At 59.7% G+C, this 23,528-nt stretch carries 22 protein-coding genes; 9 read left to right on the plus strand and 13 right to left on the minus strand.

Annotation, left to right across the window (positions count from 1 at the left end; genetic code table 11):
• Positions 1-53 precede the first annotated feature (53 nt).
• Positions 54-2,603 (minus strand): ATP-binding protein, encoded by a 2,550-nt coding sequence (locus tag ACVBAU_RS03430; protein ID WP_448327907.1) that lies wholly within the window; start codon positions 2,601-2,603, stop codon positions 54-56.
• 18 nt (positions 2,604-2,621) lie between these two features.
• Positions 2,622-3,101, minus strand: coding sequence for a molybdopterin-dependent oxidoreductase (locus ACVBAU_RS03435; RefSeq protein ID WP_448327909.1), 480 nt, complete (start codon positions 3,099-3,101; stop codon positions 2,622-2,624).
• Between the two features lie 213 nt (positions 3,102-3,314).
• On the opposite strand from ACVBAU_RS03435, the gene ACVBAU_RS03440 reads away from it, so the two are divergent.
• Positions 3,315-3,935 (plus strand): response regulator transcription factor, encoded by a 621-nt coding sequence (locus ACVBAU_RS03440; protein WP_138924416.1) that lies wholly within the window; start codon positions 3,315-3,317, stop codon positions 3,933-3,935.
• On the opposite strand, the gene ACVBAU_RS03445 is transcribed toward ACVBAU_RS03440, so the two are convergent.
• Positions 3,928-4,572, minus strand: a complete 645-nt coding sequence (locus ACVBAU_RS03445) for a ribonuclease T2 (protein WP_335744862.1) — start codon at positions 4,570-4,572, stop codon at positions 3,928-3,930. The genes ACVBAU_RS03440 and ACVBAU_RS03445 overlap by 8 nt on opposite strands.
• 127 nt (positions 4,573-4,699) lie before the next feature.
• Between ACVBAU_RS03445 and ACVBAU_RS03450 the strand changes: the two genes are divergently transcribed.
• The 4 genes from ACVBAU_RS03450 to aspS all read left to right on the plus strand — a co-directional run bounded on the left by ACVBAU_RS03450 (position 4,700) and on the right by aspS (position 10,144).
• The gene (locus ACVBAU_RS03450) at positions 4,700-5,461 is read left to right on the plus strand and encodes a DUF1013 domain-containing protein (RefSeq protein WP_138924414.1); all 762 of its coding nucleotides are present in this window, start codon (positions 4,700-4,702) and stop codon (positions 5,459-5,461) included.
• Between the two features lie 109 nt (positions 5,462-5,570).
• The gene (locus ACVBAU_RS03455; protein ID WP_138924413.1) at positions 5,571-6,674 is read left to right on the plus strand and encodes an endonuclease/exonuclease/phosphatase family protein; all 1,104 of its coding nucleotides are present in this window, start codon (positions 5,571-5,573) and stop codon (positions 6,672-6,674) included.
• 246 nt (positions 6,675-6,920) lie between these two features.
• Positions 6,921-8,099: a type III PLP-dependent enzyme gene (locus ACVBAU_RS03460; protein WP_335744860.1), complete on the plus strand. Its 1,179-nt coding sequence runs from the start codon at positions 6,921-6,923 to the stop codon at positions 8,097-8,099.
• 194 nt (positions 8,100-8,293) lie between these two features.
• Complete coding sequence (gene aspS / locus ACVBAU_RS03465) at positions 8,294-10,144, plus strand: aspartate--tRNA ligase (RefSeq protein WP_138924411.1); 1,851 nt, start codon at positions 8,294-8,296, stop codon at positions 10,142-10,144.
• Between the two features lie 74 nt (positions 10,145-10,218).
• Here aspS and ACVBAU_RS03470 read toward each other — a convergent pair whose 3' ends face one another.
• Both ACVBAU_RS03470 and ACVBAU_RS03475 read right to left on the minus strand, forming a co-directional pair.
• Positions 10,219-10,695 (minus strand): hemerythrin domain-containing protein, encoded by a 477-nt coding sequence (locus ACVBAU_RS03470; protein ID WP_138924410.1) that lies wholly within the window; start codon positions 10,693-10,695, stop codon positions 10,219-10,221.
• Positions 10,696-10,773: 78 nt separating this feature from the next.
• Positions 10,774-10,935, minus strand: coding sequence for a hypothetical protein (locus tag ACVBAU_RS03475; RefSeq protein WP_448327913.1), 162 nt, complete (start codon positions 10,933-10,935; stop codon positions 10,774-10,776).
• Between the two features lie 165 nt (positions 10,936-11,100).
• Between ACVBAU_RS03475 and ACVBAU_RS03480 the strand changes: the two genes are divergently transcribed.
• Positions 11,101-11,826: a GNAT family N-acetyltransferase gene (locus ACVBAU_RS03480; protein ID WP_448327915.1), complete on the plus strand. Its 726-nt coding sequence runs from the start codon at positions 11,101-11,103 to the stop codon at positions 11,824-11,826.
• Between the two features lie 10 nt (positions 11,827-11,836).
• Here ACVBAU_RS03480 and ACVBAU_RS03485 read toward each other — a convergent pair whose 3' ends face one another.
• On the minus strand, positions 11,837-12,556 hold the full coding sequence (locus tag ACVBAU_RS03485) for a response regulator (protein ID WP_138924408.1): 720 nt from the start codon (positions 12,554-12,556) through the stop codon (positions 11,837-11,839).
• Between the two features lie 135 nt (positions 12,557-12,691).
• On the opposite strand from ACVBAU_RS03485, the gene mce reads away from it, so the two are divergent.
• Both mce and ACVBAU_RS03495 read left to right on the plus strand, forming a co-directional pair.
• On the plus strand, positions 12,692-13,096 hold the full coding sequence (gene mce, locus ACVBAU_RS03490) for a methylmalonyl-CoA epimerase (protein ID WP_138925195.1): 405 nt from the start codon (positions 12,692-12,694) through the stop codon (positions 13,094-13,096).
• Between the two features lie 2 nt (positions 13,097-13,098).
• On the plus strand, positions 13,099-13,392 hold the full coding sequence (locus ACVBAU_RS03495; RefSeq protein WP_138924407.1) for a DUF1467 family protein: 294 nt from the start codon (positions 13,099-13,101) through the stop codon (positions 13,390-13,392).
• Here the strand turns inward: ACVBAU_RS03495 and ACVBAU_RS03500 are convergent.
• The 4 genes from ACVBAU_RS03500 to trpS form a co-directional block, all read right to left on the minus strand.
• Complete coding sequence (locus ACVBAU_RS03500; protein WP_138924406.1) at positions 13,325-14,059, minus strand: EI24 domain-containing protein; 735 nt, start codon at positions 14,057-14,059, stop codon at positions 13,325-13,327. The genes ACVBAU_RS03495 and ACVBAU_RS03500 overlap by 68 nt on opposite strands.
• The gene (locus ACVBAU_RS03505) at positions 14,050-14,622 is read right to left on the minus strand and encodes a nitroreductase family protein (protein WP_448327918.1); all 573 of its coding nucleotides are present in this window, start codon (positions 14,620-14,622) and stop codon (positions 14,050-14,052) included. Before ACVBAU_RS03505 ends, ACVBAU_RS03500 begins: the two co-directional genes overlap by 10 nt.
• 11 nt (positions 14,623-14,633) lie before the next feature.
• Positions 14,634-15,740, minus strand: coding sequence for a class II histone deacetylase (locus tag ACVBAU_RS03510; RefSeq protein ID WP_448327920.1), 1,107 nt, complete (start codon positions 15,738-15,740; stop codon positions 14,634-14,636).
• Between the two features lie 188 nt (positions 15,741-15,928).
• Entirely contained in the window at positions 15,929-16,945 is a 1,017-nt protein-coding gene (gene trpS / locus ACVBAU_RS03515; protein ID WP_138924403.1) for a tryptophan--tRNA ligase, read from the minus strand.
• Positions 16,946-17,020: 75 nt separating this feature from the next.
• Here trpS and ACVBAU_RS03520 point away from each other — a divergent pair, with 75 nt between their 5' ends.
• Complete coding sequence (locus ACVBAU_RS03520) at positions 17,021-17,707, plus strand: rhomboid family intramembrane serine protease (RefSeq protein WP_448327922.1); 687 nt, start codon at positions 17,021-17,023, stop codon at positions 17,705-17,707.
• Between the two features lie 74 nt (positions 17,708-17,781).
• Here ACVBAU_RS03520 and murJ read toward each other — a convergent pair whose 3' ends face one another.
• From murJ to ACVBAU_RS03535, 3 genes are all read right to left on the minus strand, one after another.
• Positions 17,782-19,374, minus strand: coding sequence for a murein biosynthesis integral membrane protein MurJ (murJ, locus tag ACVBAU_RS03525; protein ID WP_448327924.1), 1,593 nt, complete (start codon positions 19,372-19,374; stop codon positions 17,782-17,784).
• Between the two features lie 107 nt (positions 19,375-19,481).
• Entirely contained in the window at positions 19,482-22,265 is a 2,784-nt protein-coding gene (locus ACVBAU_RS03530) for a [protein-PII] uridylyltransferase (RefSeq protein WP_448327925.1), read from the minus strand.
• Between the two features lie 13 nt (positions 22,266-22,278).
• Complete coding sequence (locus ACVBAU_RS03535; RefSeq protein ID WP_138924399.1) at positions 22,279-23,463, minus strand: penicillin-binding protein activator; 1,185 nt, start codon at positions 23,461-23,463, stop codon at positions 22,279-22,281.
• Between the last annotated feature and the right edge of the window lie 65 nt (positions 23,464-23,528).

Here is a 23,528-nt window from a genome sequence, read left to right on the forward strand (position 1 = left end):
GATATAGCAAAGGGCGTTCTGATATCAGGGCGCCCTTTGTCGTTCAGGGGGCGTTACGCCGACAGGCGCGCTTCCCAAGCATCAAGGGTTTCGGCCCAGGCGGCAGGGACTTTGGTAACCTGGTCGCGGGCTTTCTGGACGTCGCCCAGTTTGCAGTCATTCTCTATTGTGGCAAGAAGGGCGTGCAGACGTTCTGCCCCGAACATCCCGCAAAGCCCGGCAAGGTCGTGGGTCTTGCGTTGCAATTCGTCACCGTCTTGGGCAGAGGCGAGCGGGGGCAACTGCCCCTCAATCCGTTGGCGCAGGTCGCCGATCCGGTCGGCAAGTTTCTCAGGTCCCAGAAGCTCGAATAATTCGTCAACCTGATGGCTGTTCAGCACCGGACGCAGCGGCGGGGTCTGTGCGTCATTCGGCGTTGATAGCGCCAAAGCGGCGGGCTGTACCAGTTCGCTAAGCGCGGTTTTCAGGGTCTGGGTGTTGATGGGCTTTTGCAAAAAGCCGGTCATGCCGCCGGCCGTAAAGGCGGCGCGTTCATTGGGCAGGGCATGGGCGGTGACGGCCATGATCGGGGTGTTGGCATTGGGGCCTTCGCCTTGCAAAATCACCTGTGTTGCCTGAATCCCGCTGATCCCCGGCATGGAAATATCCATCAAGATCGCGTCGAAACGGTGTTCTGCCGCGCGGTCGATCCCCTCTTGGCCGCTGTCGGCAAGCATGACCGTGTGACCCAGACGGGCCAGCATTGCCTTAAGCAGGTCGCGGTTGATTTCATTGTCATCGACAACAAGCAGGGTCATCGCTGGCATGTCTTCGCACTCAAGCGGCAGGGGGGCCACGGACAGCGGTGTTTCCGTTGCAGTGAATTTCGCCGGCAGCCGCACAATAAAACGCGCCCCTTTACCAACTTCCGAGACGCAGGTGATGGTGCCGCCCAGCCGGTGCACTAGGCGCCGCACGATGCCCAAGCCCAGCCCGGTGCCCCCTGTGCGCCGCTCGTACCGGCTGTCGAGCGATACGTAATCTTCAAAGATGCGTTTTAGGTCGTGGGGTGGGATACCGGGGCCATTATCGGCCACTTCGATGTGCAAAATCGGTGCTTCGGCCTCTTCCATGTCATAGGACGCGCTCAGCACAATGTCGTCGTCGGGGCTGAATTTGATCGCGTTGCTGATCAGGTTGGCCAGAATTTGCTGCACGGCACGCAGGTCGGTCAGGATCGGCGTATCCGTCAGCCCGTCTTGATCCAGATGCAGCCGCGTGTCCGAAGTTCGCGCCAGGGGCGTCATGGTGTTGATCATACCCGAGGTCAGCGCGACCATATCGCTGGCTTGCAATTCATGCGCGTTGGTCTCGGCTTCGCTGCGTTCGATCGCCAGCACGTCGTCGATATGGCCGAGCAGGATGTCACCGGATTTCAGCGCGGCCTCCACGTAGTTGCGCTGCTCTGCGTCCAGCCGGTCGTCATGCAGCAGGTGGATTGCAGACAGGATTCCGTTCAGCGGCGTGCGCATCTCGTGGCTCATCATCGCGAAAAAGCGGGATTTTTCCTGATAGGCATCCAGCGCTTCGTCGCGGGCGCGGATGATTTCCTGCTCTTTTTGGAGCTTGTCGGTGATGTCGCGGATGTAGGTCACAAAAACCGGTGCGTCGTTCGACCGTGCCAAGGACACGGACAGTTCGACAGGAAAAATCCGACCCTTGCCGTCGACCATCTTTGTTTCGTGACGGCCTGTTTCTGCCAGTCGCGTTTTACCCGTGGCGTTGAAATGCGCGATGTTGTCGCGCTGGCGGTTGCGCAATTCGGGCGGGACCAGCAGTTCGATATAGCTGCGCCCCAGCGCGTGATCGCGCGAGATGCTAAAGACTTCTTCGGCGGAGCCGTTGAAATCGATGATCTCGCCATCGACAGACAGAACCATCACCGCGTCAAGCGACGCCCGCAGCATGGTTTCAAGTTGCGAGTGATTGCGTTCGACCTCGCGCGAGGCGCGGTTCAGGGTGATGGTCTGGCGCGACAGCCGGAGGATCGCCCCCAGCAGCGCGATGGTCACTGTCACCACGATCACCAGAAGGATTTCGATGAGCTGGGCGATCTCCTTGCGCTCGGCCTCTGCGGCTTTGGCGGCAAAGGTGATAGAGGCGAGGCCGATATTGCGGGGCAGATTTTCTATGCTGCGCAGCGCGTCGGAGAGAGCCGAAAGGCCGGAAAAGAGCGTCGCGTCATCACCGTCAATCAGGGGTATCTGCGTATCCAGAACCGCCTGAATTTCCCGAATTTCGCGGGTCAGGTCGCCGCTTTGCTGCACGCGTTCAGCGACCTCGGTCCGGCTGTAGAAGATATCAAAACGTTTGCGCAGGTTGGCCAGATCGCTTTCGTCGCCCGAGCGCGCCGGTTCGACCGCGCCATTCAGTTTGAGGAAATCGATTTCAAGCTGCGAGAACACCCATTCGGCATGGTCCTGCTGCGCGCCGTCAAGCGCACGCACACGGTCCCAAACGTTGAACGCAAGATAGCCAGCCAGCAAGATGCCAACCATCAGCGCCAGGGCGAGAACGTATCTTACCCTGCTGCGCTGCGGGCCGTGGTGCATCAAATCGGCCATGGTGATCTTGCCTTGCGTTTATTTGATCGCCAGCCGGTTCAACTGCCAGATAGAGCGGCTATAGATCGTCTCTGTCTGGTACTTTACGTCGCTGTCATAGGGATAGACAATCCACAGCGGGCCTTTGCCACGGCGCGACATTTCCTTGTCGTTGTTGGCGTAGGCAATGATCGGGCCATCCAACACGGCATCCTCAATCGGGATTTCAATGGCATAGTCATTGATCGCGGTCGCCTCGATCATGCCATCGCTCACCTCTAGTGTATCAAGCAAATCTTTGAGCGAGACACCCTGAAAGGTCTGGGCGCCCTCGGTCCAGATGGTTTCGGTCGTAAAGCTGGAAGAGGGCAGCTCTTTCAACTGCTCCATCGTGTAGCTTTGTTCCACGTCGCCAGCTGTGACCGTCAAAACGGCTTCTTCTTGGGCGCTAACAGCAGTGGCCAATGCGATGCCGCACAATGCGGTGGTGATCGTTTTGGTAAAAACGTGAAATGTCATAACTCGGTATCCTTCCCCTGTGTTGTACCATCAACCTTAGGTTAACGTGCTTAGTGGCGCGACGAAGATTAAGGGTATTTTAACTATACGAAGGTATAGTCGCAAAAAATTTGACACAGTTTTCATATCCTCATGTTTCCTATTCTTCGCCTTAAAGTTGGTCTACAAATACTTAAGCAGCACTGAGGTGGTGATGAGGGAAGGGACGAATAGATGGCATTACGGATACTGATAGCAGACGATCACGATATGGTTCGGGAAACGATTGCAATGTTTCTGGACGCAGATGGCGAGACAGAGACAGTTGCTGCATGCGATTTGCCCGAAGCAATGGCCAAGATCGAAGCGGATGGGCCATTCGATTTGGTCCTGCTTGATTATACCATGCCGGGCATGAAGGGGCTTGAGGCGCTGCCGAAGGTGATGAAAGCCAATGAAGACAAGCCGGTCGGGCTCATTTCGGGCACAGCGACGCGGCTGATTGCAGAACAGGCGCTGGCGATGGGGGCGATCGGGTTCCTGCCCAAGACGTTGCCTGCGAAGTCACTGGTCAACGCGGTTCGCTTTATGGCCGCGGGCGAGATTTACGCACCGGTGAACTTTATGTCCGGCAAGGATGACCCCGAAGAAACAGACTTTGAAAAAGCCCTGTCAGAGCGGGAGCGTCAGGTTTTGCGTGGTTTGATGGAGGCGAAATCGAACAAGGAAATCGCCCGCGATCTCGAGCTGCAAGAGGTCACGATCAAGCTGCACGTCAAGACCCTGTGCCGCAAGCTGGACGCCCGCAACCGTACCGACGCCGCAATGATTGCCCGCAACGCGGGCTTTATCTGATCGGGGTAAACAGCGCGTCATCCAGCGTGCAATCCTTGATCACGTCACGTCCGCAGGGCACGGGCTTTAGCGTTTTGGAGAGGCACAGACGGACCTCTTGAATGTAGCCGCTTTTGCAGGTGACGGTGACGCCATCAGGCTCCATCGTCGGATTGGCTTTCAGGAATGCCTCTTCCACGACAGAGGCAGGTAGGCGGATGTCGCCCGTGATCTTGCGAAAGACGGCGGGGCGGGTCACGGCCTCGTAGGCCTTTCGGGACAGATCGAAATATCCGGCGGCGGGCAGGCCGGTACAGCTGCCGTGTTTCTTCCATTGATGCCATGCCAGACCGGGCGTTCCCATGATGTCAGCCATCGCAGCGGTCATGCTGCGGGCAGGTGGGCGTTCAGCGGTGCGGCAATAGGATGGAAACCCCCGATGTAACTGCGGCCAGAGACCGTGCATGATCCAGCCGTGATCGTGGCGCGCGTCGCATTGCGCGGAATTGCGCGCATCGCCTTCCAGCGCACACCAGTTCGGCGACCAGCTGAGCGCGAGCACGTAATAGTCGAATTCCCCCGCGATTTCGCCCTTTGCCACCGCAGGGCGGGGCATCGGGGCCAGCAGGAGGAGGAGGCATAGGATCAGCAATCGCATTCAGGTCTTCCCTTATTTTGCTTGGCTGAGTATAAGGCGTTCAAGTTCCCCCACAATGGAAACCGTTCTGCCCCGCAGGACAGCCTATTTCAGGCGACGGGGAAGGTGCGTTTAAGGAGAGACCGAGATGGCAAAACCGATTATGGCCCGCGCCACTGCCGTATGGCTGGTGGATAACACAACCTTGAGCTTCAAGCAGATCGCGGATTTCGTCGAGATGCACGAGCTTGAAGTGCAGGGCATCGCGGATGGTGACGTGGCACAAGGTGTGAAGGGCTTTGACCCGATTGCCAATAACCAGCTGACCGAAGAAGAGATCGAAAAGGGTCAGGCAAGCCCAATGCACAAGCTCAAGCTCAAGTTCAACGCTTCGGCTCAGGGCGAAGAGAAACGTCGCGGCCCGCGCTACACGCCGCTGTCCAAACGCCAAGACCGTCCGGCGTCGATCTACTGGTTGGTTAAATTCCACCCTGAACTGTCCGACGGACAGATCAGCAAGCTGGTCGGCACCACCAAGCCGACGATCCAAGCGATCCGCGAGCGGACCCACTGGAACATTGCAAACATCCAGCCGATTGATCCCGTGGCGCTGGGGCTGTGCAAGCAGTCCGAACTGGATGCCGCCGTCCAGAAAGCCGCTGCCAAGAAAGCTGCCGAAGGCGGCCTGATGAGCGATGACGAACGCCGTCGTCTGGTCAGCACCGAGCAATCGCTTGGCATGGAAACCGACCCTAAGATGCCATCGGCCATCGAAGGTCTGGAAACATTCACGCTGTCCGGCAATCCTGCGGATGACGACGATAAAGATCACGGCGACTACTCTGACGCCGACAGTTTCTTCAAGCTGCCCGAGGGTGGCAATGACGAAGATGAAGACGAAGACAAGTAATTCGGTTCCGCCATCGCGGCGTATTCGGAACAATTCCGCCTAATCTCGTGTTGGGCTAGGGACGTAGGGCAATCGCTCTGCGTCCCTTTTCTTGATTTAGGGGGCATGGATGCTGGCAACGATATTACTCAGTCTGTTTTGGGGCGTTGTTGCGATCATTGCCGTGGTCAGCGTTCTTCCTTTCAGCAAGATACCCCATGGTGCCATCCGGGGCATGGCGTTCCCGCGTGAACAGCTGTTTATCCTCACCGCCGTTTTGGCTGTCGGGGCGCTTTTCTGGCTTGCGCCCGAGCCGCGCAATTATGCCCTGGCGATCCTTGCGATAATCGCCGCGATCCACACCGGATACATCCTGAAATTCACGCCGCTTTGGCCGCGCCAGTCGGTTGATGCTACCCCTGAACAGGCTGCGGATGAACGCAATCGCGTGACGATCCTGGCGTCAAACGTGAAGCAATCAAACCGGCAGTATCATCGGCTCGTTGATCTGATCCGTAAGGAAGACCCCGATGTCGCCACGGCGCTTGAGGTCGATCCGGAATGGGTTGATGCCCTGTATGACGGGTTGCACGATCAGTATCCCCATTGGGTGAAGGTGCCCAAAGACAATTCCTATGGCGTGGTGCTGATGTCCAAGATGGTGTTGTCAGAGACGCAGGTCCGCGACTTGCTGGTCGATGATGTGCCGTCCATCCGTACGAAAGTCGCGATGCCGTCTGGTCGGGTCTGGCGCTTGTATATCGTCCACCCCGAGCCACCTGTGCCCAACCACGATACAAAGGGGCGCGACGGTGAGATTGCACTAGTCGGGATCGAGGCCAGCAAGGATGACGTGCCCGCCATCGTGACCGGCGATCTTAATGACGTCGCCTGGTCCACCACCACCCGTCGCTTTCAGCGCTTGTCGGGCCTGCTGGACCCGCGTGTAGGGCGGGGGTTCTACAACACCTTCCACGCCGGTATCGTCATCATGCGCTGGCCACTTGACCATCTGTTCCACGATGCAGAGTTTCGCCTGATCCGCATGTCGCGCCTGCCCAACATCGGGTCCGACCACTTTCCGATCCTGTTCTCGCTTGCGTTGACGGATGTTCCGGAGGCGAATTCCACACCCGAGCAAAGCGATGCAGAAGAACGCGCCGAGGTGCGGGAAATGGCGGACGAGGAGCGCGAAAAGGACCGCGAAGCCATCGGCACGGACTGGGAAAAGTAACCCCGATCCGTCCCGACCTTTGGGCACGCAGCGCCTTGCGTGCCCACCTGAATAATCAATTGTCGTATCAAGAATTTTACCACTTGCGCGAATCTGAAAACAGCGTAAATGCGCGTTTACAGACGCCAACGCACGCGCCTCTGGCCGGTTCGTCTGTCTGCGGATCGACCCCGCGCCTATGCAGCGACGGTAACGTCTCTTGAAACGACATGTTAGGGTACTCCCGCCCTTCCTTGCTCTTTGGAGATGACCATGAACGCCACAGCTACCGCCACCGTGAACACATCCGCAGCATCGACCCATGACGAAGCGGCTGATTACATCTGGAACAACAGCTTCGACAAACCGACCCTCGTCATCAGCCGCGCCCGCGTGGGTGTGCAATATGACGCGCTTCAGGCGGGCTTGGGCGATGCCCGCATCCATTATGCGGTCAAGGCAAACCCTGCGCCGGAAGTGATCCGTATGCTGGTCGAACGGGGCTCGGGATTTGATGCGGCGTCGCGTCAGGAAATCGAACTGTGCCTGTCCCAAGGGGCGGACCCTGCAAAGATCTCTTTCGGGAATACGATTAAACGTGGCGTGGACATTGCGTTTGCCCATTCCATCGGTGTGACCATGTTCGCCGCCGACTGCGAGGCTGAGCTCGACAAAATCGCAGAGCACGCCCCCGGCGCACGGGTCTATATCCGTCTGATCGTCGAAAACTCGATGGCTGACTGGCCGCTGACCCGTAAATTCGGCTGCGCAGGCTCGTTGTTGCCAAGCCTGCTTGACTACAGCAAGGCTGTCGGCCTCGTGCCTTATGGCCTGTCCTTCCACGTTGGTTCGCAAACCCGTCGGGCGGAATACTGGCACCCTGTTCTGGATCAGGTTGCACCCCTTTGGCACGCGGCGAAAGAAGCGGGTCATGACCTGCAGTTGCTGAATATCGGTGGTGGTTTCCCTGCCTATCACGGTGACCCCGTTGATGCGCCTCGCGGCTATGCCGCTGCCGTTGTCGGTGCTGTCAACGAACGCTTTGGCGATATTCCGGTTCTTATGGCAGAACCGGGCCGGGGCATGGTGGCCGAAGCAGGGCATATTGCAGCCGAAGTGCTGCTGGTGTCGCGCAAATCGGCAGAGGCCGCGCGCCGCTGGGTCTATCTGGACATCGGGCGTTTTTCGGGTCTGGCCGAAACCGAAGGCGAGGCGATCCGCTATGAGTTCGTGACCCCGCATGACGGCAAACCCACAGGGCCTTGCGTGCTGGCCGGCCCCTCGTGCGACTCCGCCGATGTGCTTTATGAAAAGAATCCGGTTGACCTTCCACTTGACCTAAGGGACGGTGACAAAGTCATGATCAAGAACTGCGGCGCTTACACAAGCTCGTACAGTTCGGTCGGCTTTAACGGGTTTCCGCCGCTTGATGTACTGGTCCTGTAAGAGGATCATCACCGTCGCGCGGGAAGGGCCGTCTGCTTTGGGAGGAGCAGGCGGCCCATCTATTTTCCGCAGTGCCGTTTTTGAAGGGCTGTTTTGCCCCCGGTTTGTGCCGTTTTCACGGGAAACTCTTGACTTTCGCGGTCTCAAACGGTGTACCTGCCCCGAACAATTCTAGCCCTCGAAAGGGACCCGTCATGCACGCATATCGCAGCCATACATGCGCCGATCTGAGCAAGGAAAACGTTGGCGACAAGGTGCGCCTGTCCGGGTGGGTGCACCGTGTGCGCGACCACGGCGGTATCCTGTTTATCGATTTGCGCGACCACTACGGTATCACCCAAGTGCTGTGCGACCCCGATTCCCCCGTTTTTGCGGATGTGGAAAAGGTGCGTTCCGAATGGTGTATCCGCATTGATGGCGAAGTGAAGGCGCGGGCCGATGATCTGGTGAACGCCAAGATCCCGACCGGCGAAATCGAAGTGTTCGTGCGCGACATCGAAGTGCTTGGCCCGTCGAAAGAGCTGCCTTTGCAGGTGTTTGGCGATCAGGAATACCCCGAGGAAACGCGCCTGCGCTATCGCTACCTCGATCTGCGTCGTGAAAAGATGCAAAACAACATGGTGCTGCGGTCTGACGTTGTGTCGTCGATCCGCAAACGCATGTGGGACCGGAAATTCAAAGAATTCCAGACGCCGATCATCACTGCGTCGTCCCCCGAAGGCGCGCGCGACTTTCTTGTACCGTCGCGTCTGCACCCCGGTAAATTCTATGCGCTGCCACAGGCCCCGCAGCAGTTCAAACAGCTGTTGATGGTCTCGGGCTTTGACAAGTATTTCCAGATCGCGCCGTGCTTCCGTGACGAAGACCCGCGTGCCGACCGCAGCCCGACCGATTTCTACCAGCTCGACCTCGAGATGTCCTTTGTTGAACAGCAAGACGTGTTCGACACCATCCAGCCCGTGCTGACCGGCATTTTCGAAGAGTTCGGTGGCGGAAAAGTCGTGGATCAGGAATGGGCGCAGATCTCTTATAAAGACGCGGCGCTGTGGTATGGCTCTGACAAGCCCGACCTGCGGAACCCGATCAAGATGCAGATCGTCAGCGACCATTTCGCCGGTTCGGGCTTTGCCATCTTTGCCAAGCTGCTTGAGCAGGAAGGCACCGAAATCCGCGCCATCCCCGCGCCCAAAGGCGGCAGCCGCAAATTCTGTGATCGCATGAACGCGTTCGCGCAAAAAGAGGGTCTGCCCGGCATGGGCTATATCTTCTGGCGCGAGAAAACCGCCGATAGCGTCGCACAAGAGCTGGGCATCACTGTGAAAGAGGCCCAGGCCAAGCTGAAAGCCGGCGAAGTCGAAGGCGGCATGGAAGCGGCAGGCCCGCTGGCCAAGAACATTGGCCCCGAACGGACCGAAGCGATCCGCCAGCAGCTGGGTCTGACCGTCGGCGATGCCGCGTTCTTCCTTGGCGGCAAACCCAAGTCGTTCGAAGGGGTCGCAGGCCGCGCCCGTAACGTCATCGGTGCCGAGCTGGGTCTGACGGACGAAAACCGTTTTGCCTTTGCCTGGATCGTCGATTTTCCGATCTACGAAAAAGACGAAGAAACCGGCAAGATCGACTTTGAACACAACCCGTTCTCCATGCCGCAAGGCGGGATGGACGCGCTGATGGGCGACCCGCTTGAGGTGCTTGGCTATCAGTATGACCTTGCGTGTAACGGCTATGAATTGGTGTCTGGTGCCATCCGGAACCACAAGCCAGAGATCATGTTCAAAGCGTTCGAGATTGCGGGTTACGGCAAGGACGAAGTTGAAAAGCGGTTCGGCGGCATGGTTAACGCCTTCCAATACGGTGCCCCGCCCCACGGTGGTTGCGCGGCCGGGATCGACCGGATCGTCATGTTGCTGGCCGAAGAGGCGAACATCCGCGAGGTGATCCTGTTCCCGATGAACCAACGCGCCGAAGACCTGATGATGAACGCGCCAAGCGAGCCACAGTCGGATCAATTGATGGAACTGGGTCTGCGGGTCATTCCACAGGACTAAGCGCTTTAGAATATAGTTAAAAAGCCCGCCGTTGAGAGATCAACGGCGGGCTTTTTCGTTTGGACATGGTCGACCTAGTCTTCCAGACTGTCTTTGCGTTTCTGGGCGATCAGGCCACGTTCTTCCTTTTTGCGCTGTTCAAAACGTTGGCCGAAGGCGTCGTTATGCTCTTGGCCGATCACGTCTTTTGCGCGTTTGAACACGTCTTCCTCTTCCTCGTCCATGTGGTGCTCATAGTCGTGTTTGAGGGTCTTGAATTTGCTAAGCCAGCCCGACGACGACATATCCGTGTCGTTCAGCTCTTCCATCAGATCGTCCAGCTCTTTGTGTTCCGAGACCGAATGCCGCGCGGCGTCTTGGCCCCATGTTTCGTGGAGCAGCTTGGAATAGAACGTCTCTTCCTCGGCCGCGGCATGGGATTTTACATCCTCATAGAACTCTTTCCACGCGGTCTGCCGCTCTGTGCTGTCGCCCGATGTCTCAGCGATCTTGTTCAGCAGGTCGCGGTGCGTTTCGTGGTCGGCTTTGATTGCGTCATAGATGGATGTCATGGCTTAACCCCCTGGTGCGATTTGTATCGGGGATTAACGCGTGGTGTCCGGCAGGGGTTCCGCACGCGGCACCGCTGGTTAGAAACCGGCGTGGGCCATTTGCACGATCGCATCTGCGCCGCTCGCCCGTGCTTGGGTAAACGCCAAAACAACGATTGCCCCACCCACTACATTCGCCGCAAAGACGGTCCAGTCAAAGCGGGTCTCTTTGATATAGATGCGGCGTAGCTTGGCGAACATATCGTGCCCCCTTGGGATGGATGGCGTGGGTTGGTGCCCGTTGTGGTTGTCACCAAGTTTGCAGGCGTTTGTGGCGAAAGAAGGTCATTTTTGCGCGTCAGATTGGGTAATGTCGTATGACATTCGGGCCTTGGCGGTGGCGGTGCTTGGCCCTAACGTAAGTGTATGAAGCAAGATGACCACCCCCCTGGCCCACTTGGTGCCCCCGTCCCGAATTTCACTGTGCCGCCATGCCCGCCGCGGGCGGTGATGACGGGCCGGTATGCCCAGCTTGAACCGTTGAACGCAGAAGCCCACGCTGCATTGTTGTTTCGCGCCTTTGAGGGGCAGGACCAGCTGTGGCATTACATGTACGACGGGCCGTTTTCATCGTCTGCCCAGTTTCATCGCTGGGTCCGAGAGGTCGAAACCAAGGACGATCCGCTGTTCTACGCGATCAAAAACCTCGAGACAGGGCACATCGAAGGGGTGGCCAGCTATCTGCGCATCGCACCAGAGGCAGGGTCGGTAGAGGTCGGGTCAATCACCTATGGGCCGGCGTTGCAACGTACGCGGGCAGCGACGGATGCGATGTATCTGATGATGAAATGGGCGTTCGAGGCCGGATACCGTCGCTATGAATGGAAGTGTAACGCGTTGAACCTGCCGTCGCGCCGCGCGGCACAGCGGTTGGGGTTCAGCTACGAGGGCGTCTTCCGGCAGGCTGCCGTCGCCAAGGGGCGCAACCGTGACACTGCATGGTTTGCCGCGATCGATGCTGAATGGCCCGGCCTGCGCGAAGCGTTCGAAGCGTGGCTTTCCCCAGCCAATTTCGACGCAGAGTGCCAGCAGCGCGAACGTCTGGGCGACCTGACCAGCCTTGTGCGGGTATCAAGCGACCCGTTGACGTGACCCGCCGCAGCTAGATCGCGATCTGGCGTGTCAGCCGTTGGCGCAGCACCGACCGGATCACGCGTTTTTCGTCGGTGGCGGGCAACCCCATGGCACGCCGTTCCGCCAGTGCCGTCGCGGCCTGTTCCAGCGCCGTGTCCTGCGCACTGCGCGCCACGCCTGCCAGAAACTGCGCGACGTAATCCAGCGTCTCTGGCGTACAGGGGCCGGTGAGCACGTCATCCATATGTGCCATATCATCCTGCAGCGCGATATCGTCGGGTTGAACCGTGTCATCGCTCAGCGCAGCGAGGCCTGGTGGGCGGTGATGTGGGGGCAGGGCGGCCAACACGACTTGTTGAAACTGCGACAGCGATTGCAACGGTTTGCTCATGAACCGGTCCGCCCCAGCGGCCAGCGCATCCGCTGCAAGATGGGAGTCGCCCGAAATGGCCAGCAGGGCATCAACGCGGGGCTGCGCGCGGGCCAGTTCTGCAATTAGATCAATGCCGTTTCCGTCGGGCAGCCCCAGATCGGCAATCACGATAGACGGGCGATAGACCTGCAGATGCCGCCGCGCCGCGCGTAGACTGTCAGCCCGCCTGATCCGTGCGCCGGATCGCAAGCACAGCAGCCGCATCGCTTCGCAGGCAAAGCGGCTGTCCTCTATCACCAGCGCGGTAAGGCCCAAAAGCGGGCGGTCGGGCGTGGGGGCGGGCAAGCTTTGGGCCTGATGTTCAAGCGTATCCATGATTCCTCCGTTTATGCCTTATGGGTGATCTAAGGTTAGGCGCGCTTCGCTAATACGGTGTTAACGTGACGCATTGCTCTTGCGGCTTCAGCAGCCCATAAACCGGATCAAGTGTTGATTTGAGGGAGAAGAATGATGATCGGTCGCCTAAACCACGTAGCCATCGCCGTGCCGGACCTTGAGGCCGCGGCGGATCAGTACCGCAACGCTTTGGGCGCGAATGTCGGTCCCGCGCAGGACGAGCCCGACCACGGCGTCACGGTGATCTTTATCGAACTGCCCAATACCAAGATCGAATTGCTGTACCCGCTGGGCGAGGACAGCCCGATCAACGGGTTTTTGGAAAAGAACCCTGCCGGTGGTATCCACCACATCTGCTACGAGGTGGACGACATCATCGCCGCGCGGGACCGTCTGACAGAAAGCGGCGCACGCGTTCTGGGCAACGGAGAGCCCAAGATCGGTGCCCACGGCAAGCCGGTGATCTTCCTGCACCCCAAAGACTTTAACGGCGCGCTGGTCGAGCTGGAGCAGGTGTAACCATGGCCGTCATGTCAGGCATCGTTCTGTTCACCGTGATCTGGTCGATGGTCTTTATGATCCTGCTGCCGGTGCGGGTGCAAACCCAAGGGGATCTGGGGCAGATCGTCGAGGGCACCCATGCAGGGGCCCCCGAACATCACCACCTCAAGAAAAAGGCCCTGTGGACCACAGGTATCTCGGTCATTCTCTGGGCGATCATCGCAGGGATCATCCTGTCGGGTTGGTTCACCGTGGCCGATGTAGAACGTCTGTTGCACGGGGCCCCGACGCCAATTGGTGGAACAAATGGGTAAAGGTCGCAGCACCTAAGATCGGAATCACAAGGTTCAACAGCGGCACGGACAAGGGAATCGCCATCAGGAAACCGGCGGCCCAGATCGTAAGCCCATGTTTGCTGCGCAGACGCTTTGCCTCGGTCCGGCCCACCCGTCGGATCGCGGCAAGCGTGAAATATTCGCGCCCCAGCAGAAAGCCGTTCACGCTCCAGAAGATCAGGGGCGCGAAGGGGGCGAACATCAGGTAAAGCACCAGCGCCACGATGTTCACACCGATCAGCACCCCCATAAAGTTTACCGTATCGCGCAGCGCATCGCCAAAGGGCACATGCGTGGCGGGCGGCAGATGGGGGTAATGTTCGGCCTCGACGGCATCGGCCACATCATCCAGAAACATTGATGTGATCGCCGAGGCGACGGGCACCATCAGGAACACCGACAGCACCATCAGCAACAGCGCAGCACCCCAGCTGAACAAATCGTCCAGCCAGGACACCTCGCCCAGAACGGGCAGCCAATTGTCTTCTCCGGTCAGCCAGTCGATCAGCCAGACAAAGCCCGCAGACGCGCCGACCAGCAACAGTAGCGCCAATCCGACACCCAGCAGCAGGACGCGGCGAAAGCTTGGATCGCCGACTTGCCTAACCGCCAGCCCGAAGGCGCGAAAAATCTGTGCTATTGCCATGTGGTGATCGCCGCGATGTCGGGGCGCCCGCGTTCGGGTGGGGCGGAGGTTTCGGTGCCGATATGGATGATGCCCGCGATGCGTTCATGTTCCGCAAGGCCGAAAGCCTCGGTCATGAAGCCACGATCATGGCTGACCCAACCGCTCAGCCAGTTCGCGCCCCAGCCCGATGCGAGCGCGGCGTTGACCAGCGACAGACAGACCCCGCCCACGGCATAGGTCTGTTCCAGCGGCGGTATCTTGGGCGACGGCTTTTGCACCTCGACCACAACCACCGCCAGATTGCCCTGATCAAACTGGCCGCTACCTTTCTGGATCTGTTCCGCATCGAGCGCCAAGGCGGTGCCGCGCGCTTCGGCAATGTCGGCTAGACGCGCCATCGCGGGCTTTTCGATCACGATAAAACGCCATGGTTCCAGCATCCCGTGATCTGGCGCACGCGAGGCGACGGCCAGCAGCTCGGTCAGCGTGTCGCGGTCGGGAACTGGTGTGGTCAGCGTCTTTGCAGGGCGCGAACGGCGGGTTTGCAGGAAATGCAGCGCGTCGGGGTTTGGTGTCGGCATTGGGGTCTCTCTTATAGGTTCAGCTCTTGCGCCATCGCGTCAATGGACGCGCGCAGGAACGCGTCGAATTTGGGACTGGGCTGGCGGATGCGAAAGTTCTTCGCATGGGGATCTGGCGCTGTGATGTCACTGTCTGCGAGGGCTGCGATTGTGGCGTGGCCACAGAAGGGGACATAGGCCTCTGAATAGCCGCCTTCGTGGACGAGCACCAGCTTGCCGCCACAAAGTTTTTGCGCCGCAGCTTTGATACGATGGGTCATATCGGCAAACGTTTCGGCTGTGGCCTGCATCCGCGCCAGAGGATCGACGATAGAGGCGTCAAAGCCGCAGGCGACGATGATCATGTCGGGCGCGAATGCCTCGAGCGCGGGGATCACGACGCGGTCTAACGCATGCAGATAGGCGGTATGGCCCGACCCCGCATGCAGCGGAAGGTTGATGTTGTAACCCGTCCCGGCCCCGTCGCCCCGATCCGCTAACGCGCCCGTATCAAGCGGGTAGTTGCCTTCCTGATGCAGGGAGATCGTCAGCACATCGTCGCGGTCATAGAAAATCGCTTCCGTGCCGTTGCCGTGATGTACGTCCCAATCCAGAACGGCAACACGGCCCACCAGCCCCTTGGCTTTTGCCGCCTCGATCGCGATGGCGATATTGGCCAGCAAACAGAACCCGTTGGGGAAATCAGGCAGCGCATGGTGTCCGGGGGGACGGCTGAGCGCATAGGCATTGGCCAGATCGCCCTTGGCGACTGCCTCTACCGCGGCGACGGACAGACCTGCCGAGAGCGCCGCGATCTCGAACCCACCGGCGGCAAAAGGTGTGCGCAGGCCCAGCTCTCCGCCGCCCGCGTCGGATAGACGTTTGAAGTCGTCGAGATAGGCGGCAGGATGGACACGCAGCAGTTCTTCGCGGGTGGCAAGCGGCGCGCTACGCACGTCCAGCTCTGCTATCAGGCCCGTCACTTCCATCAGGTTGCGCAGGCGGCGTTTGGTTTCGGGGTTTTCGGGCAGGCCACCCGCGGCCAGAGGCTGCACCAAGCCGCCCACAGGCATGGTAAAGGCATAGTTGCCGCCCGCGTGCCAGAAGCACCGTTCATCCATGAAAAAGCCGGTCGTCATGATGTGTCCCCCGAGGTTTCGGGTCAAAGCTGGCCCAACGCCAAAGGATTGTCCATGGGGCAGGGGCCGCAGCCGTGGTGCGGTGCGCGGGGATGAGTATTTGGAAAAGGGTGAAGGGCAGGGGCGCAAGCCGGCTGCCCTAATCAGAGGGGCGATGGCTTAGGGGGTTAGGGTCCGCCCCCGCGTTTTCAGCCTACCATGCCCACGATCTCGTAGGTTTTCTTGAGGATCGGTGCAGTGATCTCGCGTGCTTGGGTCGCGCCGTGGGCGAGGATGCGGTCGATCTCGGCTGTGTCGGCCATCAGGCGCGACATTTCCTGGGTGATCGGGCCCATTTTCGATACGGCCAGTTCGGCCAGCGCGGGCTTGAATGTGCCAAATTGCTGGCCGCCCACATCGGCCAGAACCTGTTCAACGCTCTGGTCGTTCAGGGCGGCAAAGATGTTCACCAGATTGCGTGCCTCCGGGCGGTCCTTGAGGCCGTCGACTTCGGAAGGGAGTGCATCCGCATCGGTCTTGGCTTTGCGGATTTTCTTGGCAATCGTATCGGCGTCATCGGTCAGGTTGATGCGGCTGGCATCCGAGGGGTCGGATTTTGACATCTTTTTGGACCCGTCGCGCAGGGACATGACGCGGGTTGCGGCCCCTTCGATAACCGGTTCGGTCAGCGGGAAGAAATCGACCCCGTAGTCATGGTTGAACTTGGCTGCAATATCGCGCGTCAGTTCAAGGTGTTGCTTCTGATCCTCGCCAACAGGCACATGGGTCGCGTGATAGATCAGGATGTCGGCGGCCATCAGCGCTGGATAGGCGAGCAACCCCAGCGAGGCGGCCTCGGCGTTCTTGCCGGCCTTGTCTTTCCACTGGGTCATGCGCCCCATCCAGCCCATGCGCGCCACGCAGTTAAAGATCCACGCCAACTGCGCGTGCTCTGGCACCTGGCTTTGGTTGATCAGGATGGATTTATTGGGGTCGATGCCCGACGCGATGAAACCGGCGCAAAGCTCGCGGGTGCTCTTTTTGAGGTCCGCCGGATTCTGCCAGACGGTGATCGCATGCATATCGACCATGCAGTAGATCGACTGAACCCCCTGGGTCTGCGCATCGGCGAAACGTTTTAGCGCGCCCAGGTAGTTTCCAAGATGCAAATCGCCCGACGGCTGGATGCCGGAAAACACACGCGGGGTGAAAGTGGTGTCGGTCATTGGATGCTCCGATAAGGCTGGAAACTACGGCCAGATGGGCTTACCCATGCGCACCATGCCCGTCAAGGAGGCCCTATGGAAGACCCAGATTTTCACCCCCCCGTGAACCCGATGCCTGCAACCGTAACGCTGCTTTTTCTGGCGCTGGCGGGGATAGAGATCGTGCTGTCGTTGGCCGAGGCCGGGATCGTCGGCGGCCCTGCGGCGGTGGGCTGGCGTCTGGCGTTGATCCGCGACTACGGGTTCTCGGGCGATGTGTTCGACTGGATGGTTGCGAATGTGCAATTCCCCCTGCGCGAACTGTCGCGCGTGGCCAGCTACAGTTTCATCCATCTGGGGTTCACCCATGCGATCTTTGCCTGCGTGCTGCTGCTGGCGCTTGGCAAGATGGTGGCCGAGGCAATGGGGCAGGTGGCGTTTCTGGCGATTTTCTTTGTCTCGGGCATCTTTGGCGCGGTGGTTTATGCGCTGGTGCTTGATGATCCGGTCTGGTTGGTCGGGGCCTACCCGTCGGTCTATGGGCTGATTGGTGGCTATTCCTTTGTCATGTGGCGCAAGCTGGCGGGGCAAGGGGAACAGCAATATCGCGCGTTTTCACTGATTGCCGTGCTGATGGGGCTGCAGCTGATCTGGGGCGTGTTCTTTGACGCGGGCACGCAGTGGCTGGCAGAGCTTTTGGGCTTTGTCTGCGGCTTTGCACTTTGCTTTGTTTTTGCGCCGGGCGAATGGGGCAAGCTGCGGGACCGTATCCGGCACCGTTAAGGCATGTCGAAGGGGCGGAAAGGGGGCCAGCCCCCTGACCCCCGGGATTTACGTCCATTTGGAAGTAGGCTGGGTCAGCCGCGTTTGAGGGCGCGTTTGAATTCGCCGAGCTTGAATGCGCCGATCAGTTGGCCTGTGCCGAAATAGCTGATGGCGGCGAGGGCGATCAGTATCAATAGGGCAATACCGCGCCACCAGGGTTCGGCGATCATGGGCTGCAGCGCCAGATTGCCGATCCACAGTGTGCCGCCCATGACTGCCGAAGCTGCCATGATCCGCCAGATACGTCTATGGAACCGCGCGTCGAATTTTGCGGCCAGCCCGAAGCCGCGTGCGCCATAGGCCAGCAGGCCAAACATCGCCCACCCTGCCAGTGTCGTCGCGATGGCAGGGGCGATCCAGCCGATGACGGGGCTGAGACCGACGGCCACCACCACGTTCACCACCATCGCCACCACAGCAAAGTAGAACGGGCGGCGGGTGTCTTCGCGGGCATAATACAGTGGTTGCAGAATTTTTTGCAGAACGAAGGCAGGCAGGCCAAGGCCATAGATCGCCACGGCAATGGCAATCGCAGCCGCGTCATCCGTGGTTGTTGCCCCGCGTTGGAACAGCACCGTTGCCAGCGTGAACGGCATCACCATCAGCGCAACGGCAGAGGGGATGGTCAACGCCAGTGACACTTCGGCAGCGCGGCTGATCTGCGTGTGCGATCCCTGTTCGTCCCCCGCCTTGAGCCGGCGCGACAAGTCGGGCAGCAATACCACGCCAATCGCAATCCCAACCACGCCCAAGGGCAGCTGGTAGAGCCGGTCTGCATAGTTGAGCCACGCCACAGCGCCTTCGTAGAAGCTGGCGACCTGACGGCCCACCAGCAGGTTGATCTGCATGACCCCGCCCGCCAAGGCTGCGGGTGCGGCGATGATGGCGAGCCGTTTGAGTTCGGGTGTCAGGCGCGGGCGGCGGCTGAAGCCCAGCGTGAAACCTGCGCGTTTCGCCGCCCACCAGACCAGCGCCAGCTGCGCGATCCCCGCGAGCGGGACAGACAGCGCCAGCGTATCGCCGATTTGCAGCCCAAGCGCCTTGTCGATGCCCATGCCGATCGCCTCTGATCCGTCGCGGCCAAGGGCGGCCCCGATCAGCACAGCAAGGATGAAAACGATGTTCAGTACCACAGGGGCCGCTGCCGCTGCCATAAATCGCCCAGTTGCGTTCAGCACGCCCGACACGAGGGCGGCAAGGGAGATGAACAAGATGTAGGGGAAGGCCAGACGCCCGTATTCGACCGCCAGATCAAACCGTTCGTCGCCCGCAAAGCCCGAGGCCATCAACAACACCAGCCCCGGCATCGCGACGATCCCGATGATGGTGAACAGGGTCAGAATGAACGCCATCCCGACAAAGGCGTCCTGCGCGAACTTTTCGGGGTCGTCACCGCTTTCGAGCTTTTTCGAGAACATCGGCACAAACGCCATGTTGAACGCGCCTTCGGCGAAGAAGCGGCGGAACATGTTGGGGAGGGAAAAGGCGACCAGAAACGCCTCGGCTGCGGGGCCGGACCCAAGATAGCCGGCAATCATCACATCGCGCACGAACCCCATAACGCGGCTGAGAAGGGTCCAGATCCCGACGGTAAAGAAGCCGGACATAAGGCGGATAGGTTTCATGGTGATGTTGCCCCGTAACTGCGGTGCAAATGGCCTAGCGGTTGGCGAAGCGCGGCGCAATCAGGGAAATGCGGACAGCCCTCGCGTGCTGCATGAAAGCGCCGATGTCAGTCTTGCGCCCGTGCCACGCCGTCAATGATCGCCGCGCGCAAGCGTTTCTCGAGCGTCTTTTGCTTGCTTTCGCTATAGTATTTCAGGCCGAACATATCCTTTACGTAGAAGGTATCGACCACCTGTTCGCCATAGGTCGCGATCACTGCATTGGCGATATAGACGTTGGATTCAGATAGCGACCGGGTGAGATCATAGAGCAGGCCGGGACGGTCGCGGGTGTCGACCTCGATGATCGTGTAGATTTCCGACCCGTCGTTATCAAAGGTGATATGCGTCGGGACCTTGAACACCTTTTCGCGTTTTTTCACCTTGTCGCGGGATTTCAGCGCATCGCGGGCCAGAATTTCACCCTTGAGCGTCTTGGAGATCATCTGCCGCAGGCGCGGCAGGCGCGAGACGTCATAGGGGTTGCCGTCGGCGTCCTGTATCCAGAATGCATCGGTCACCCAGCCGTCTTTGGTGGTGTAGCTGCGGGCATCGACGACATTGGCCCCGACAAGCGCCAGCGCACCCGCAAGCCGTGCAAAAATGCCCGGATGGTCCGCCATGACAAAGCAGGCGCGGGTGGCGTCGCGGTCGTCATCAGGGTGCAGGTCGATACGGATTTCACCATCCTGAATGTCGCGCAGCTGTTCGGCGAACACGACCTGCGATGCTGTATGAAGCCCCTGCCAATAGGGCGGGTAGTGGCGCGCGGTTTCAGCCTGAATGTCTTTGCGTGGCCAATGGGCGAGCGCGGCACGCAGCGCCTTTTTAGCTCCTGCGCCACGGTTCTCGCGATTCAGGTCTTCGAGTCCGGTTTCAAGTGCCCGCTTGGTCTGGCGGTACAATCCACGGATCAACACGGCTTTCCAGTTGTTCCACGTGTTCGGTCCCACGCCCCGGATATCGCAGACGGTGAGCACACACAGCAGATCAAGCCGCTTGACGGTTTGCACGGCCTTGGCAAAGTCCCGCACCGTACGTGGGTCAGAGATATCGCGTTTCTGCGCCATATCCGACATCAGCAAATGATAGCGCACCAGCCATTCCACGGTGTCGACCTCTGCCTTGTTGAGGCCAAGACGGGGGGCAATCTTGCGGGCCAATTGGGCACCAAGAATCGAATGGTCCTCGGGGCGGCCCTTGGCAATATCATGGAGCAGCAGCGCGACGTAGATCACCTTGCGGTTCACACCATGCTTGAGGATCGACGAGGCGACGGGCAAGTCTTCTTCCAGCTCGCCCTTTTCAATCAGGGCAAGGTTGGTGATGCATTGGATCGTGTGTTCGTCGACGGTGTAGCTGTGGTACATGTTGAACTGCATCATCGCCACGATGGGTTCGAATTCGGGGATAAAGGCCGACAGCACCCCCAGTTCGTTCATCCGGCGCAGTCCGCGTTCGGGATTGCCGTGTTTCAGCATCAGATCCAGAAAGATCCGCCGCGCCTCTGGTGTGTTGCGCATGTCTTCGTCGATCAGCGCCAAGTTCGATTTGACCAGACGCATGGCGTCGGGGTGGATCAGCATACCGGTGCGCAGCGCTTCTTCGAAGATGCGCAGCAGGTTCAGCTTGTCGCTGATGAACGCTTGGCCATCGGTGACAGCCAGACGCCCGCCCACGACCTCGTAACCATCGCGCAGCTTGGGACGGCGGCGAAAGATACGCTCCAGCAAGGGTTCGGCCTTAACATGCAGGGCTTCGAGCTTGGTCAGGAAGATGCGCGTCAGCTCGCCAACTTCAGTGGCGTGGCGGAAATAGGCTTGCATGAACACTTCGACGCCGCGGCGACCGCGGGTGTCGCGGTATCCCATGGCCTCGGCCACGGCGACCTGCATGTCAAAGGTCAACTGCTCTGTCGCGCGTCCCGAGAGCAGGTGCAAATGCCCCCGTACCGCCCAAAGAAAATTCTCGGCGGCGACGAATGTTTTGAACTCTTCTTCCAGAAATACGCCGCGGTCGACGAGATCGGCGGCGTTTTCGACGCTATAGATGTGTTTCGCGATCCAGAACAGCGATTGCAGATCGCGCAAGCCCCCCTTGGCCTCTTTGACGTTGGGTTCGACGACATAGCGCAGACCCTGCTTGCGGTGCCGCGCGTCGCGCTCTTCCAGCTTGGCCTCGATAAAGCTGCGGCCGGTGCCTGCAAACAGATCGGTCTTGAGCGTTTCGTCAAGATTCTGTGCCAGCGCGGTATCTGCAGCGATAAACCGGTGTTCCAGCAAAGCGGTCTGAATGGTGAAATCTTCGCGCCCAAGGGTCACGCAATCGCGGATGGTGCGCGTTGAATGCCCGACCTTTAGCTTCAGATCCCACAGCATATAGAGCATGGATTCGATCAGCTTTTCAGTGCGCTGACTGGGGGTTTGAGGGATGAGGAACAGCAGGTCCACATCGGAAAAAGGTGCCATCTCACCGCGGCCATAGCCGCCGACGCCGATCACCGCGAGCCTGTCGTTGGGTCCAGGCGCCTCTAGCGGGTGCAGCCGCTGGCCGGCGATCTGCAGGGTGGTGCGAACAAGCTGATCGGTCAGATAGCAATAGGCCGAGGTCATTGGCCGCGCATTGAACGGCGATGCTGCAAAGGCGCGCGCGATTTCCGCGCGCCCGTTTTTCTGCGCGTCCTGAAGCACTGCAACAGCAGCCGCCTGGAACTCTGTCGGGTCGCTCAGCCCGTCCAGGGCTGCGCTCAGCGCGGCAGAGACGGCAGCTTCGTCAAAGATACGTGTCGGGGTGCTGATCAGGTGACGCGCGGTGGCCTCACCTGATTGTGCTGGTGCAACAAGGGGTTTCACGTACGGAGGTCCCTTAGAAACCGGCCCCGCCAAAGGCCTGGGGCGCGGGGCTGACGATAACGACGCGCTTGTCGCGGATCGTGGCGACGGCGAGACCGCGTTCAGCCGTGCCATCGGACATCAGACGGAACACGCCGTTGGCCCCACGGAAGCCCGCGCCCTGCGTCAGACGCCGCGCGGACAGCGCATCGGATTTACCGGATTTCGCCAAGGCCCCTACGGCTGCGATCCCGTCAAAGGCAAGCCCTGCAACCGGGCTAGGCGTGTTGCCGTAGGCCGCTTTGTAGCGTTGCGTAAAGGCGCTTGTGGCACCAGGGTCAGGCATTGCGAACCAGCCGCCTTGAACACCCGGCAACGCCAGTGTTTGCGGAGGGATGTCCCAGCGTGTCAGACCGATGTACTGTGTGGTGGCGCCGTTGATGCCGGCTTCTGGCAGCAGTTCGGCAAACAGTGGCAGCGCGCTGGCCGAGGACGTCGTGAGGAAGATCGCATTGGCACCGTTGGTATCAATGGCAGCTTTTACACGGGGTATGGCAGCGGTTACAGCGGTTTGGCTAAGGGCGTAATCGACGGTACCGGCAGAGGTGGCTCCATTTGCGGCGATCGCCCTGAGGATCGCATCACGGCCCAGCTGGCCCGCAAGATCCTGGCCATGCAGCACGAGGATCCGGTCCTTGCCGTTGGTCTTGGCATAACGCACCAGCCGGTTCGACGTATCGTTAAAGTTTTGGCCCAGTACAAAGACGTTACCGCCCGCGATGCTGGGGTTGTTCGAGAACGACAGGACATTCACACCCTGTGCCGCAACCGCGTTGCCTGCGGCATTTGCAGCCTCACCGTAAAGCGGGCCCAGAATGATCTGCGCACCATCCGTCACGGCCTGCGCCGCCGTGGTGCCTGCCGTGGCAGCATTACCGCCGGTACCATAGACCCGAAGATCGATTTGCACGCCGGCCAAATCGCGGATCGCCAGACGCGCGGCGTTCTCAAGCTCTTGCGCCAGCAGATTATCTGCCGCCGATCCGCCCCGCGGGATCAGCAAGGCCACCGGAATAGGTTTGGTAGTATCCACTTTGGGGCCTTTGGCCCCGTTTACATTGGACATCCCCACAGGCTCGCACGCGGCGAGCGCTAAAGCGATAAGGGGCAGAATCAAAAGCCTCAGTGGCTTGCGAAGGATGTTGAAAACAGCGATCATAACAGTGTCACTCCATTGGTGGCAGGTCGGCGGCAATGGCCCTGGGCACATATGCACCGATCATA

It is taken from the genome of Sulfitobacter sp. M13, from assembly GCF_053474885.1.

Bases quoted from the DNA above. Each gene is read 5' to 3' on its own strand.
- ACVBAU_RS03430 (WP_448327907.1), bottom strand. From the start codon at position 2,603: ATGGCCGATTTGATGCACCACGGCCCGCAGCGCAGCAGGGTAAGATAC.
- ACVBAU_RS03435 (WP_448327909.1), bottom strand. From the start codon at position 3,101: ATGACATTTCACGTTTTTACCAAAACGATCACCACCGCATTGTGCGGC.
- ACVBAU_RS03440 (WP_138924416.1), top strand. From the start codon at position 3,315: ATGGCATTACGGATACTGATAGCAGACGATCACGATATGGTTCGGGAA.
- ACVBAU_RS03445 (WP_335744862.1), bottom strand. From the start codon at position 4,572: ATGCGATTGCTGATCCTATGCCTCCTCCTCCTGCTGGCCCCGATGCCC.
- ACVBAU_RS03450 (WP_138924414.1), top strand. From the start codon at position 4,700: ATGGCAAAACCGATTATGGCCCGCGCCACTGCCGTATGGCTGGTGGAT.
- ACVBAU_RS03455 (WP_138924413.1), top strand. From the start codon at position 5,571: ATGCTGGCAACGATATTACTCAGTCTGTTTTGGGGCGTTGTTGCGATC.
- ACVBAU_RS03460 (WP_335744860.1), top strand. From the start codon at position 6,921: ATGACCATGAACGCCACAGCTACCGCCACCGTGAACACATCCGCAGCA.
- aspS (WP_138924411.1), top strand. From the start codon at position 8,294: ATGCACGCATATCGCAGCCATACATGCGCCGATCTGAGCAAGGAAAAC.
- ACVBAU_RS03470 (WP_138924410.1), bottom strand. From the start codon at position 10,695: ATGACATCCATCTATGACGCAATCAAAGCCGACCACGAAACGCACCGC.
- ACVBAU_RS03475 (WP_448327913.1), bottom strand. From the start codon at position 10,935: ATGTTCGCCAAGCTACGCCGCATCTATATCAAAGAGACCCGCTTTGAC.
- ACVBAU_RS03480 (WP_448327915.1), top strand. From the start codon at position 11,101: ATGAAGCAAGATGACCACCCCCCTGGCCCACTTGGTGCCCCCGTCCCG.
- ACVBAU_RS03485 (WP_138924408.1), bottom strand. From the start codon at position 12,556: ATGGATACGCTTGAACATCAGGCCCAAAGCTTGCCCGCCCCCACGCCC.
- mce (WP_138925195.1), top strand. From the start codon at position 12,692: ATGATCGGTCGCCTAAACCACGTAGCCATCGCCGTGCCGGACCTTGAG.
- ACVBAU_RS03495 (WP_138924407.1), top strand. From the start codon at position 13,099: ATGGCCGTCATGTCAGGCATCGTTCTGTTCACCGTGATCTGGTCGATG.
- ACVBAU_RS03500 (WP_138924406.1), bottom strand. From the start codon at position 14,059: ATGGCAATAGCACAGATTTTTCGCGCCTTCGGGCTGGCGGTTAGGCAA.
- ACVBAU_RS03505 (WP_448327918.1), bottom strand. From the start codon at position 14,622: ATGCCGACACCAAACCCCGACGCGCTGCATTTCCTGCAAACCCGCCGT.
- ACVBAU_RS03510 (WP_448327920.1), bottom strand. From the start codon at position 15,740: ATGACGACCGGCTTTTTCATGGATGAACGGTGCTTCTGGCACGCGGGC.
- trpS (WP_138924403.1), bottom strand. From the start codon at position 16,945: ATGACCGACACCACTTTCACCCCGCGTGTGTTTTCCGGCATCCAGCCG.
- ACVBAU_RS03520 (WP_448327922.1), top strand. From the start codon at position 17,021: ATGGAAGACCCAGATTTTCACCCCCCCGTGAACCCGATGCCTGCAACC.
- murJ (WP_448327924.1), bottom strand. From the start codon at position 19,374: ATGAAACCTATCCGCCTTATGTCCGGCTTCTTTACCGTCGGGATCTGG.
- ACVBAU_RS03535 (WP_138924399.1), bottom strand. From the start codon at position 23,463: ATGATCGCTGTTTTCAACATCCTTCGCAAGCCACTGAGGCTTTTGATT.